Annotated in this window: 12 protein-coding genes; 5 read left to right on the top strand and 7 right to left on the bottom strand. The window is 61.4% G+C overall.

Features of this window, described 5'->3' with window-relative positions; all coding sequences use genetic code 11:
• Positions 1-36: 36 nt before the first annotated feature.
• The gene (locus tag ACYZTK_RS04140) at positions 37-372 is read left to right on the top strand and encodes a hypothetical protein (RefSeq protein ID WP_462013270.1); all 336 of its coding nucleotides are present in this window, start codon (positions 37-39) and stop codon (positions 370-372) included.
• A 3-nt stretch (positions 373-375) separates the two neighbouring features.
• Here the strand turns inward: ACYZTK_RS04140 and ACYZTK_RS04135 are convergent, their stop codons facing one another.
• Positions 376-927, bottom strand: coding sequence for an RrF2 family transcriptional regulator (locus ACYZTK_RS04135; protein WP_462013269.1), 552 nt, complete (start codon positions 925-927; stop codon positions 376-378).
• A 260-nt stretch (positions 928-1187) separates the two neighbouring features.
• Here ACYZTK_RS04135 and ACYZTK_RS04130 point away from each other — a divergent pair, with 260 nt between their 5' ends.
• From ACYZTK_RS04130 to ACYZTK_RS04115, 4 genes are read left to right on the top strand one after another with little or no spacing between them, the layout of a single operon-like run.
• Entirely contained in the window at positions 1188-2390 is a 1203-nt protein-coding gene (locus tag ACYZTK_RS04130; protein WP_462013268.1) for an NAD(P)/FAD-dependent oxidoreductase, read from the top strand.
• 59 nt (positions 2391-2449) lie between these two features.
• The gene (locus ACYZTK_RS04125; protein ID WP_462013267.1) at positions 2450-3739 is read left to right on the top strand and encodes an NAD(P)/FAD-dependent oxidoreductase; all 1290 of its coding nucleotides are present in this window, start codon (positions 2450-2452) and stop codon (positions 3737-3739) included.
• 25 nt (positions 3740-3764) lie between these two features.
• Entirely contained in the window at positions 3765-4319 is a 555-nt protein-coding gene (locus ACYZTK_RS04120; protein WP_462013266.1) for a helix-turn-helix domain-containing protein, read from the top strand.
• A gap of 22 nt (positions 4320-4341) precedes the next feature.
• Complete coding sequence (locus ACYZTK_RS04115) at positions 4342-5688, top strand: glutamine synthetase family protein (protein ID WP_462013265.1); 1347 nt, start codon at positions 4342-4344, stop codon at positions 5686-5688.
• A 297-nt stretch (positions 5689-5985) separates the two neighbouring features.
• Here ACYZTK_RS04115 and ACYZTK_RS04110 read toward each other — a convergent pair whose 3' ends face one another.
• The 6 genes from ACYZTK_RS04110 to ACYZTK_RS04085 are packed head-to-tail and all read right to left on the bottom strand — an operon-like array spanning position 5986 to position 12893.
• Positions 5986-6783: an ABC transporter ATP-binding protein gene (locus ACYZTK_RS04110; RefSeq protein ID WP_462013264.1), complete on the bottom strand. Its 798-nt coding sequence runs from the start codon at positions 6781-6783 to the stop codon at positions 5986-5988.
• A gap of 13 nt (positions 6784-6796) precedes the next feature.
• On the bottom strand, positions 6797-7558 hold the full coding sequence (locus tag ACYZTK_RS04105) for an ABC transporter permease (RefSeq protein ID WP_462013263.1): 762 nt from the start codon (positions 7556-7558) through the stop codon (positions 6797-6799).
• Positions 7559-7567: 9 nt separating this feature from the next.
• Positions 7568-8329, bottom strand: coding sequence for an ABC transporter permease (locus ACYZTK_RS04100; protein ID WP_462013262.1), 762 nt, complete (start codon positions 8327-8329; stop codon positions 7568-7570).
• A gap of 21 nt (positions 8330-8350) precedes the next feature.
• Entirely contained in the window at positions 8351-10621 is a 2271-nt protein-coding gene (locus tag ACYZTK_RS04095) for a TonB-dependent receptor (RefSeq protein WP_462013261.1), read from the bottom strand.
• A gap of 32 nt (positions 10622-10653) precedes the next feature.
• A complete protein-coding gene (locus ACYZTK_RS04090) occupies positions 10654-11712 on the bottom strand; it encodes an ABC transporter substrate-binding protein (RefSeq protein WP_462013260.1) in 1059 nt (352 codons plus the stop codon).
• Positions 11713-11732: 20 nt separating this feature from the next.
• The gene (locus ACYZTK_RS04085) at positions 11733-12893 is read right to left on the bottom strand and encodes an LLM class flavin-dependent oxidoreductase (protein ID WP_462013259.1); all 1161 of its coding nucleotides are present in this window, start codon (positions 12891-12893) and stop codon (positions 11733-11735) included.
• Positions 12894-12965: the final 72 nt, after the last annotated feature.

The raw sequence follows: 12965 nt of genomic DNA, 5'->3' as shown, positions 1-12965 counted from the left end.
GCGCTACATTTTCCTTTTTAAGCGAAGGAAAGCCTCATGCGGATGCTAATCGCAGCGGTCTTGCTGGCGTCACTGGCGGGTTGTTCGTTGCCCGCATCCGTGGTTCCGGGTGAACCCAACGTCAGCAAGTACAGCGAGAAGCCGCCCAAGGAGTACGCCGCCTGCGTGCTGCCGTTATGGCAGCAGGAAGTCTCGTCTACCCGGCAGACTTCGATCTCCAACGGCTACCGAATCAACGCCCCCGGGATCATTACCGCCGACGAGATTCTCGACATCGTGAAAAACAAGGACGGCAGTCGGGTCTCGTTGTACCAGGGGCCACCTTGGGCGAAGTCGGGTGCATTGCGCAAAGCCGTGCGCGACTGCCTGTAGCGTTCAATCGCTGATGTCGGTCAGTGGGATACCTTGAGGGCTGGCACTTTTCTTCTCCCGCCGATCATTGAGCCAGGTGTCTACCTGCTCGCCGAATGCCACCGGGGCCTTGCGCCCGACCTTGCGCGCCAGGTCCAGGATGGTCTGCTGCGCCAGCGCCTCTTCCATGCGTTTTTGCGCGACCAGCATGGCGCTGTGCACAGAGCAGTGTCCATCCACCGCCCACTCGGGCGTATTCCCTTCGAATAAAGCACAGCGGCCGCGGATCTCGCGACAGTCGAAGATCAGCTTCTGGCCGTCGATCGCGTTGACGATATCCAGCAGGCTGATCTCGTCGCCAGGCCGGGCGAGCTTGAACCCGCCGCGCACGCCCTCGGTCGCAACCACCAGCTGGGCTTTGGCCAGTTTGGTGAAAATCTTCGCCAGGTAGTCCAGCGGCACGCCTTGCAGTTCGGCGAGGTCGCGCACGCTGGCCTCGCGGGTTTCGCCACGATTGCCTACCAGAAAGATCAGACAATGAATGCCGTACTCGACGCCAGCGCTGTAAAGAGACATGCGGATCTCCGACTAAAGTTGTCGCCAATCTTATCAGCAGGGCGTGTGAGGAGCAATGCCAGGTGATGCTCGAACTCATGGCTTATGTCTCTAAAGTGTTGTGATCCGTTGGTTATCAGCCGCGTCGATGGCGGTTATCAAAAAATACCGATTGCGTTGAGTAACTAGGACTAATACAGTCGTAGTTGTTCGGTGCGGCGCGGTGATCATTCAACGTGACCTCTCACAACTTCATTATCGGGTCTTCCCCTGGAGCAAAAATGAAACAGCACATCCTGGTAATCGGCGCAGGTTTTGGTGGCATGTGGACTGCGTTGAGCGCCACGCGCCTGTTCGATATTCACGGTCACGATGGCGTTGAAGTGACGGTGTTGGCCCCGCAGGCCGAACTGCGGGTGCGTCCGCGCTTCTATGAACCTAATGCCCACCAACTGGCCGCGCCGATTGGCGAGCTGTTTGATGCGGTAGGTGTGCGCTTCATCAAGGGCTCGGCCGAGACCATCGATGTAGCGAAAAAGCAGGTCGGTTACCTGGATGCGGCGGGCACCCGACAAGTGTGCAGCTACGACAAACTCGTTCTGGCCACGGGCAGCCGCCTGGCGACGCCGAGCACGGCGGGTGTCAGTGAGCATGCGTTTGATGTCGACCAGATCGAACAGGCGGTGCGCCTGGAACAACACCTCGAATCCCTTGCTCACCAGCCGGACACTGCCGCGCGCAATACCGTGGTATTGGCAGGTGGTGGCTTTACCGGAATTGAAACCGCGACTGAAATGCCCGCCCGGCTGCGCGCCATTCTCGGCGACCGCGCCGATCTCAAAGTGATCATCGTTGATCGTGGCGAAAAAATTGGCGCGTCGATGGGTGCCGAGATCAGCGTGTCGATTGCTGAGGCGAGCGCCGAGGTGGGCGTGGAGTGGCGCTTGAAGTCGTCGGTTGCCGGTGTTGATGCCAATGGCGTGACGTTGGCCGATGGGCAGCGGATCGAAGCCAGTACCGTGATCTGGACCACCGGTGTGCGTGCCAGCGCGCTGACCGAACAGATCCCCGGCGAGCGCGATTCCTTGGGCCGCCTGCATGTCGACAGCCATCTGCAAGTGATCGGCCAGGACGACATCTTTGCCACTGGCGATGTGGCTTACGCGGCCTCCGACGACATCGGTAACCATGCGTTGATGACGTGCCAGCATGCCATCGTCCTCGGCCGCCATGCCGGCAACAACGTCGCCGCCCAAATCCTCGGCGTTGCGCCGACGCCTTACAGCCAGCCCAAATACGTGACCTGCCTGGACCTCGGGGCCTGGGGTGCGGTGTACACCGAAGGGTGGGATCGCCAGGTCAAGCTGGTCCGTCAGGAAGGCAAGGCGCTGAAAACGCAGATCAACACCCAGTGGATCTACCCACCCGCCGCCAACCGCGAAACCGCCTGGGCCGCTGCCGATCCGCTGATTCCGATTGCCTGAATGAAATAACCCGTGTAAATTTTCATGAAATTCAAATAATAAAATTTCATGAGGCCCGCATGTTTCACCAATCCCCCCAGCACGTCGCCAGCTATTACGCCCACGCCTGCGCCGATCGACTGGTGGAGCGTGAGCCGCTGGAGGGCGAGCAGGGCACGGAGGTGCTGATCATCGGCGCCGGTTTCAGCGGTTTGCACACGGCATTGCGCCTGGCCTTGGCCGGCAAGCGCGTAACGGTGCTGGAAGCGAGCCGGGTGGCCTGGGCGGCGTCCGGGCGCAATGGCGGGCAGGCGATTCTCGGTTGGTCCTGTGACATGCCGCCGCTGGAGGCCGCACTCGGCCATGAGCGGGCGCGACGTCTGTGGGACAGCATGCGCTGGGCCGCCAGGGAGTTGCGTGACTTGCCCGGTCGGCATTATTTCGATTGTGATTACCGGCCCGGTCACCTCTGGACTTCTGTGATGCCGCGCCGGGTCGGCCTGCTGAAAGAGTGGCAGCACGAGGCCAGCCACAAGTGGGGCCACGATGCATTGCAGTTCATTCCACGGGCGGATTTGCCGCACTGGGTGGCCAGTGACCGCTACCAGGCGGGGTTGTTCGACCCTGAAGGCGGGCACCTCAATCCGCTGAAGCTGGCACTCGGCCTGGCGGCCGCCATCGAGCGTGCCGGCGGACGCATTCACGAACAGAGCAAGGCACTCGATTATCGCGAGGATCGCGGCGGCTACGTGGTCACTACGGAACGCGGGCGCATTCGGGCCGATGTGCTGGTGCTGGCGTGCAACGCGTACCTTGATCAGCTTGATCCGCAACTGTCGAGTTGCGTGCTGCCGGTCGGCACCTACCAGGTGGCCACGGTGCCGCTCCCGGACCACCAGGCCAGCGCGCTGCTGCCGCGCAATGTCTGCGTGACCGACAACCAATTTGTACTCGACTACTTTCGCCGCACCCCGGATAACCGCCTGCTGTTCGGCGGCGGCTGCACTTATCTGGGCGGCATGCCCAGGGACATCGCGGCCGCGACCCGACCTTTCCTGGAGCGGGTATTTCCGCAACTCAAGGGCGTCGAACTCGAGTTCGCCTGGGGCGGGCATATCGACCTCACCCTCAAGCGCACGCCGGACATCGGCCGCCGCGCTGACCTCTACTGGCTGCAGGGCTACTCCGGACATGGCGTACTGCCGACATTGGCCGGGGCCCGCGCGGTGTCTGACGCGATACTCGGCCAGCCCGACGAACTCGCGCTGTATCAGGGCCTGGTCAATCAGCGTTTTCCCGGAGGCAAATACCTGGCCGCGCCGCTGGAAGCCGTGGGCAAAGCCTGGTACCGACTGCGCGACCGTCTCTGAACCGCACATTTTCCGGAGCCATCAGATGGACATGCAAGAAGAAATATCGGCGCTGGCGATCCTGATCCAGGACCTGCGTAAACACAAAAAGTACACGCTCAAGGATCTGGCGGACAAGATCGGTCGCTCAGTCGGGTTCCTGTCCCAGGTCGAGCGCGGATTGTCCCGGCCGACGGTGGCAGACCTGACTGCGATCAGCGAAACCCTCGGCGTGCCGACCACCTATTTCTACAGCCTGCCCAAACCCATGGCCTTACCCTGGGTGACTCGCCCGGACGAGCGCCGCACCCTGTATTACGCCGACGGCATCACCGACATCCTGGTCTCGCCGAAAATGCGCGCTTCCTTCTCGATGCTCGAAAGCCGGCTGGAAGCGGGCGCGAGCAGCGGCGACCGGCACATGAACGACAGCTCGGAGCAGGGTGGTTACGTGCTCGAAGGCGAGCTGACGCTGTGGCTGGATGACGCCGAGCCCGTGACCTTGGGCACCGGCGACAGCTTTCAACTGGCCAGTCACACCCATTGCCGCTACGGCAATCTCGGTGACCGGCTTACCCGCGTGCTCTGGGTCTACACCTGATAAAACAACAAGGAACACAATGATGGATGCTGTCTGCTCTGATCTGGTTGCTGAAGTACGTGCGTTTCGTCAGCGCTTTCCCGAAGTGCGCTATGTCGACCTGATCGCCCTGGACATCCCCGGGCATTTCTACGGCAAGCGCTACCCGATTGAGATGCTGGAAAAGGTCGCGGCTGGCGGTGTGTTGAAGCTGCCGCAGAACTGCGTGTTGCTGGGCACCCAGGGCGGGCTGTTCAAAATTGGCGACTACTGTTTCAACGACGGCGACCCGGACGCGGCCCGCCGCCTGGTGCCCGGTACGTTGAAACTGGTGAACTGGGAACAGCAGCCCCTGGGGCAAATGCTGATTACCTCCGACGGCACGGCCAACCCGATCGAGTTCGAGCCCCGGGAGGTGCTGGCGCAAGTGCTGCAACGGCTCCAGGGCAAGGGGATATTCCCCGTGGTGGCGTTTGAGCTGGAGTTCTATCTGTTCGATCGCCAGCTGCGTGACGGCTTGCCGCAGTTTGCCCGGGACCCGCTGAGCGACGATGCCGATGACCAGCCGAACATGCACATTGAACGCCTGTCGCGCTTTTCCACGGTGCTGGACGATATGGTCGAAACCGCGCGGGAGCAGGGCATCGAGACCACGGTGATCACTGCGGAATTGGGACCGGGTCAATTCGAAATCAACTTCGGCCATCTTGATGACGGCCTGCGCGCCGCCGACTGGGCCGCCCTGTTCTGTCGCAGCACCCGGGGCGTGGCCCTCAAGCACAACTACCGCGCCAGCTTCATGGCCAAACCTTATGTGCAGCATCCTGGCAGCGGCATGCACGTGCACGTCAGCCTCTACGATGAGGCGGGCAACAACCTGCTGGCAGCCAACGACCAGCAGCCGCTGCGCCATGCCGTCGCCGGCTGCCTGGAGGTGTTGCCCCACTGCATGCCGATCTTTGCCCCGAACCACAACGCCATGCGCCGCTTGAGCGGTACGGTCAACACCGCCACGCGCGCCAGCTGGGGCTTTGAAGACCGCGACGCGTGCCTGCGGGTACCGGATTCGGATGCGAAAAACCTGCGGGTCGAGCATCGCCTGGCGGGCGCCGATGCCAACCCGTACCTGGTACTGGCGGCAATCCTGGTGGGTCTGGAGCAGGGCCTGGAAGCGAGCCGCGAACCGATCGCACCGTTGAACGAAGATCGCTCCAGCGGCATCGATTTCCCGACGCAAATGCTCGAAGCCGTGCAGGCGATGCAAGGTCACGCATCACTGCGCGAAGGCCTTGGCGCGGAGTTTGTCGACGTTTATTGCGAGAACAAGCGTCAGGACCACTTGGCCTATATGAATGAGATCAGCGCGCGGGAATACCGCTGGTTTATGTAAGGCGTCCTCAAAAAATGTGTGGATATATAAGGGGTTAGAAACCTTAGTAACTTTATGGTTAATTAAAACATCTTGTTACAGTGGGAAATATTCAGTAATATTCGCCCCGCGTTCACCACCACGGTTTATGCATTTTTAAGTCCCAGGCGTCCATCAGCTGCCTGGGATTTTTTTTGCCCAGGATTTGGCAAGGCCCGAAAACTGTAGGAGTGAGCCTGCTCGCGATGACGGACTGTCAGGCGCTGGAGATGTTGAATATGCCGGCCCCATCGCGAGCAGGCTCACTCCCACAGGAAATCAGTGGCCAACCAACTCTTCCAGCAGTTGTTCCTTGTACCCCTGCAACACCGGCGAAGCCCGGTCCCTTGGATGCGCCAAGTCAACCTTGATCTCATGTTTGATCCGCCCCGGATGAGCGTCCATGACAATCACGCGGTCACCCAGATACAACGCTTCCTCGATGTCATGGGTCACCATGATCACCGTGCAGCGCTGTTGCACCCAGATGCGTTGCAACTCGTGCTGCAGGCGCACCCGGGTCAGGGCGTCGAGGGCACCCAGGGGCTCGTCGAGCAGCAGGACTTTAGGTTTGTTGATCAGCGCCCGGGCGATCGCCGCACGTTGCGCCATGCCGCCGGACAGCTGGTGCGGGTAGGCATTTTCAAAGCCTTCAAGGTTGACCAAGGCAATGTGCTCAGCCACCAGCCGGTCTTTTTCCGCCTGTGACAACGGATGATTTTTCAGCGCCAGGCCGATGTTCTGGCTCAGAGTCATCCAGGGAAACAGTCGATGATCCTGAAACACGATCCCGCGTTCCAGGCTGGTGCCAACCACCCGTTTGCCGTCGAGCAGGATATCGCCTTCGTAGTCGGCCTCCAGGCCGACAATCAGCCGCAGCAGCGTCGATTTCCCGCAGCCGCTGGCACCGACGATGCTGACGAACTCGCCAGGACTCACGTCCAGATTGATCTGCTGCAACACCGGCAGGGGCTGGCCTTCGATCCGGTAGGCCTTGCTCAGGCCGCGAATCTGCAGGGCTCCTGAGGTATGCGATGAAGTGCTGTGGAGTACAGCGTGTTGGGCAATTGCGTTCATGGTTAGCAGCCTTTCAACGAGTATTGCGCCAGCGCAGCAGATGGCGGCTCAAAAGAGTGAACAGCAGGGTCATCAGATAGCCACAGAGGCCGATGCACAGCACGCTGAGAACGATAACTTCCATGCGTGAACCGGCTTCGGCATTCATCATCAGGTTGCCCAGGCCGGCACCGGAGGACAGGAACAGTTCGCTGCCCACCGCGGTGACCCAGGCAAATGCCAGGGCATGCAGCACCCCGGTGGCAATGCTCGGCAGCGCCGCCGGCAGCAGCACATGCCGGAAGCGTTGCCAGGGCGTCAGCACCAGCACCTCGCCGACCTCACGATACCGTTGCTCGACATGGCTGAAGCCCTGATAGGTGTTGAGCACCATCGGATAAAACGCGGCAAGACTGACGATCAGTACCTTGGAAAATTCGCCATTGCCGAACCACATGGCGATCAGCGGAATCCAGCCGAGCATCGGCACCTGCCGAATCGAATGAAACAGCGGGCCGATCAAGCGATTGGCCAGCGCCGACTGCGCCATCAGCACACCCAGCAACACGCCGAAGAACATGCCGAGGATCAAGCCGGTACTGGTGCGGGCCAGGCTCGCCCACAGGTTTACCAGCAGCTCGCCGTTGGCCAGCAATTCGATGAAGGCCGAGCCGATCGCGGACAATGGTACAAAGGCATAGGCGCCAGCCGCACCCTGGCGCGACAGGTATTCCCAGGCGCCGATCAACAGCAGCGGCAACAACAGGCCGCGGGATTTGCCAAGTAATCTGGTCATCAATGGCTCCTAGCGGGTCTGCCAGCGGAACAGCCGCTGTTCCAGTTGGCGAAAAGTGAAGTCGAGGGCAAAACCGATCACACCGGTGATCACGATCCCGACCATCACCACATCGATGCGCAGCATCTGCCGGCTCATCTCGATCATCTGGCCGAGGCCGCTGTCGGCAGCGAGCAATTCGGTGGCCACCAGCACTACCCAGGCGCGGGTCAGGCTGATGCGAAAACCGGTGATGATCGGCGGCGCGGCGGCGGGCAGGGCGATCTCGCGGACAAACGTCGGCCAGCGCAGGCGATAGACGTCGGCGACCTCGAAGTAGCTGCGGGGAATGGCTTTGACGCCTTCGCTGGCGGCCAGTGCCACGGGGAAGAATGCGGTCTTGGCGACGATGATGATCTTGAAGGTTTCATCGATGCCGAACAGCAGCACAAACATCGGAATCAGCGCGATGCTCGGGATCTGGCGCAGGGTATGGAACAGTGGCGAGCAGTAGACCTCGACGTTTTTCGACAGCGCCATCAGCACCCCGAATGCGAGGCCTGCCAGCGAGCCGATGCCGAACCCCAGCCCCAGCCGTGAAAGACTGTTCAGCAAGTGTTCGAGCAGCTCGCCGCTGGCGGACAACTCTTCGAATGCCTGCCACACCTGGGCGGGCGGAACCAGCAGGTTGCGCGGAAAAATCCCGGCCTCGGCCACCACTGCCCACAGCAACAGCAGGGCAGCGGGGGAGATGAGCCAGGTCAGATAATACGGCAGACGTCGGATACGCATGGTGGGCCTAATTTCCTGAGGTCAGAAGCGGCTGGTCACACTCAATCCAACGGTGCGCGGGTCACCGTAGGTGATGACGTATTGGCCAAGCGTGCCGTTTGGACGGCCATGCACTTGATAGCGACGGTCGGTGACGTTGTTGACGAACCCGGTGACGCTGAGTTTTTCATCCGGGCTGAACCAGGTCAGGCGTGTGTTGGCCAGGGTGTAGTGCGGCTGGCTGAGCGTCTTGTCGGCGCTGCTCTGGCGATCGGCGAGGAAGTATTCCTTGTCGCGATAACTCACGTCGCCACCGGCCACCAGCTTGCCGCCGATCTCCAGCGGGAAGGTGTAGTCGGCACCCAGGGACACCACGTTGCGCGGCGAGCGCACGAAGCTGTTGCCACTGTAGTCACCGGTCACCGCACCGGTGTTCGGGTTGGTGTTCTCGAAGTCGGTGTATTCGGTATCGAGGAACGACACTGCCGCACGCAGGTGCAGGTAGTCCGTCGGCTGGGCTTCAAGCTCCAGCTCCGCACCCTTGACCGTACCCTTGGCCCCGTTGGTCAGCGCCGTGGTCAGCACGCCGTTGTTGACCGTCAGCAGGTTCACCTGAATGTCCGAGTAGTCGTAGTAGAAAATGTTGGCGTTGGCGGTCAGGCGATGATCGAACCACTCGGACTTCAGACCGATCTCGTAAGCGTCGAGTTGTTCCGGATCGACCGTGGTCAACTGCGCCAGACTGGTGGACAGCCCGGTGTTGAAACCGCCGGAGCGGAAGCCATGGGCGTAGCGGAAGAACACTCGCACGTTGTCGTTGATGCGGTACTCCGGCGTCAGGTCATAGGTCCAGGCTTCCCAGGTCTTGTTCTCCTGGCGATTGCCGTTGGTACCGACACCGCCCAGTGGTACCAGTGGTCCGTTGGCGGTGGTGCGCGTCAGCTGGGTCAGGTCGAGGTCGATGTCTTTCTTTTCCTGGGTCCAGCGCAGACCGCCGGTGACCGTGAAATTGTCGGTGAAGTCGTAGGTCAGGTTGCCAAACAACGCGTAGCTGTCGGTGGTGTGGTCGAAGTTCAGGTCGCGGAAATCGGTGACCCCGCCAATCTGGTTCGAACCGGTACCGTTGGGGGTCGGGCCCGGGGTGATGATGCGCTGGGCGGAGCTGTCCAGGTCCTCATGAAAGTAGTGCGCACCGGCCAGCCAGCGCAGGGTTTCCTGCTGCGGCGAGGCCAGGCGGATTTCCTGGGAATACTGCGAGTATTTGTTGTCGGCAATCGCCGCGCCATTGACCTCGTACGGTGTGTAGTCGGCGTCGCTGGTGGACTGCCCGCGAATGTAGTCATAGGCGCTGATCGAGGTCAGGGTGTAGTCGCCCAGGTTCCAGTTGAAGGTCAGCGAAGTACCGTCGTGATTGAGTTTGGCATCCTCGTCGACGTTGAGTGCCGTGTCGCGCCCGTTCGGCCTTTGGTAGCTGACGTTGTAATAACGCCCGACTGCCAGCGAGCCGTTGCTGCCATCGCCCTTGTACTCGCGGCTATGGACCTTCAGCAGGGCCTCCAGGTCCGGGTTCAACTGAGCGAGAAATTGCAGGCGCACGGCTTTCTTGTTGACGTCGCCATAGGTGTGATCATCCACCAGGTTTTTCTGGAAGCCGTCACGTTCCTCGGAATACAGCGCGACCCGTGCCGCGAGTTTTTCGTCGACCAGCGCACCGCCGAGGGCACCGCTGACGATCCGTTCATTCTTGGTGCCGAACCCCAGGGTGCCGTAGCCGTCGGTATCGAACGTCGGCTTTTTGGAAATCACGTTGACCGCGCCCGCCGTGGTGTTCTTGCCGTACAGCGTGCCTTGCGGACCGCGCAGGATCTCGATGCGCTCCAGGTCGAACAGCGGCCCGCCACCGGCGATCGGTGCATTCAGGTAGACGTCATCGGCATAGATACCCACCGGAAATACCGTCGCAGCGCCGGTGTCGCCGGTACCCAGGCCACGGATGTACCAGCGTGGCCGGCCATCGCCATCCGGGTTTTTCGCCGAGGCGTTGGGCACGAACGTGGTGATGTCGCCCATGTTGCGCACGCCATCGACGACGAGGTTGGTGCCCTGTACCGCCGACACGGCCACAGGGATCTCTTGCAGGGTCTCTTCGCGGTGTTGCGCGGTGACGGTCACGGTCTTTAATGAAGGCTCCGTGGTGCTCTGGTTGCTGTCGGCTGGCGCTGCTTCTGTAGCCAGCAATCCCTGGCTGACGCCGCCCCCGGCGAGCAGCAAGGAAAGCCATATACCTTTGGTGATTGGATTAATTTTATGCATTTGAATCTCCCCCGATAAAGTTTTACTAAGCCTCAAACCGCCAATCGCGAAGTCGAGCCAATCACCTGTTCCAGCACGCTGAAATCAATCCAGTCGCGCACATCAAACCGCCGCGGAATGAAATCCCAGCGGTGCAGGAAATCAGTGAAATCCTGCAGCGCCTCGATCGAGCGCGCATCCAGCGTGGTCCGCAAGCGCCGATGGGCATCTTCACCATAGGCAGCGGCCACCCAGTACTCACTGGTATTAAGTTCCCGGGCCAGGAACCTGCGGGTGTCCTCCGGGTTGGCCCAGGCCCATTGTTCGGTGCGCAACACGGTGTCGACGATTTTCACGCTGGCATCGAAATGCTCGTGCAACAGGTGAGTGTCCACGGTCAGTGTGCGTGGCGTGCCGTTGTTGGAACGAATCAACGGGTCCGGGTGCGAGCCGGTGTCGACCACCACCTGCAAGCCGAATTCGTTGGCCAGGTGCACAGCGTGCGCACCCTTGAGAAAGATCGCGTCGATGTCACCGCGCAGCAGGCCGATCAGCTCGTTGTTGCGCTTGCTGACGCGGGTGACTTCCAGGCTGACCTCGGAGCCGAACACATGCTGCTTCTGGTCGTCGCTGTAAGTGCCGCCGTAGGGGTAGTCCACCAACTCGACATCGGACACTTGCAGGCCTTCGAGCTTGAGCGCATTTTCCAGCCCGCGCAGGGCTTGGGCGCGAGTGAAATCGATCTGCACGTTGGCCCATTTCGGCAAGCCGAAGCGGCGGTTTTTCAGGTCGCGAATGCTCTTCACACCGCTTTCGGCCGTGGTCAGGATCAACTGCACTTCGTCGCTCCACGACAGCCCCAATACCCGGGTCTGAACGCCGCTGGCGTAGGCCCAGATCGCCGGAATATTACCGCCGTGGCGCACCGAGTTTTTCAGGTGATGGTCGTAATGGGCTTCGCGTACTTCCCGTTCACTGGACTCGCGCAGCGACTGGATGTTGGTGCCGAACGGCGCAAAGGCTTCGGCCAGGCGTCCGGACTGCACGGCGATGCCAAGCCCTGTTGGCACCGGGCTATGGGTGTACCAGAGGGTGTCGAGTGGGTGGCTCATGGGCAATTCTCCGGGCGCGCTCAGGCGCTGGCCTTCAGGTTGTTTTCAGTGACGGCGACCGGGCGCTGGTGCACCAGTGGCAGCACTTCCTGGCCGATCCGCAGGGCTTCTTCCAGGTGCGGATTGCCGGCGAGGATGAACGTCGAGAAGCCGGCGTCGCGGTACTCTGAGAGGCGCTCGGCAATATTCTGGTGACTGCCGACAAGGCCAACGGTCGGCCCGGGTTTGGCCTTGGCAAAACCGGCCCACAGGTTGGGGCCAATGATCAGATCGTCGAAGCGGTCGACGTTCTGGTGGTAAGCGGTTTGCCGCGCGCCACCGACCGAGTCGGAGCCGCTGGTGAAGCCCTTGGCGACCACGCTGCTCTTGCCTTCGAGCTTGTCGAACTGGCGGCGCAGATCTTTCCAGGCCTGCTCTTCGGTCTCGCGGGCGAACAGGTCGACGCGCAAGCCGAAGCGCACGCTGCGGCCTTGTTTGTCCGCCAGTTCACGCACCCGCTCGATGTGCGGTTTGAGCTTGTCGATAGGCTCGGCCCAGTTCAGGTAGACGTCGGCATGCTTTGCCGCCACATCGAGCGCGGCATCGGAAAATCCGGAGAAGTACACCCCGGGTTTGCGCTCATTTTGCAGGCCGTGGGGCAGGGCGCCGTTCTCCAGTTGATAGATATCGCCGTCATAGGAGAAGCGCTCGTTCTGCCAGAGGCCCTGGATGATGTCGAGGAATTCACCGGTGCGCTTGTAGCGCAGGTCGTGTTCGAGGAAGTCGCCGTTGGCCCGCTGGCTGGCGGGATTGCCGCCGGTGATGATGTTCCACTCCAAGCGGCCGCGGCTGAGGTTCTGCAGGATGGCGGCCTGCTGTGCCGCATAGGCCGGCAAGGTCCAGGTGGCCTGGAAGGCGATGAGGAATTTGATCCGACGGGTTTCCCGGGCCAGGGCCGCTGCGGCGATCCAGGGCTCGGGCCCGGTGGGCAGCAGGGCGCCTTCGAAGCCGGCCAGCTCGGCGGCCTTGGCCACCTGTGCGATGTAGTCGATATAGGTGAAATCATCCGGCTCGCCATTGGGCAGCCGCCCCGGTGCGATGTTGCCGGGACGGTACTGTGGATTACCGCGATTGTGTTTGTCGGTGGTCAACTGCGGCCCGTCGGTGCCCAGTGGCAGACGCCAGAAAAACTCAGTGCTCATGGGATGCTCCTGATTCAAGTACGCGTTACGTCGCCCAGGTGCGAGGACGCCTTGAAAGAGGTAATTGCAACG

The sequence above is a fragment of the Pseudomonas sp. LB3P31 genome (assembly GCF_054897945.1).
The sequence above is the reverse complement of the archived record's forward strand: the minus strand, read 5'-3'. Positions and strand labels throughout refer to the sequence as shown.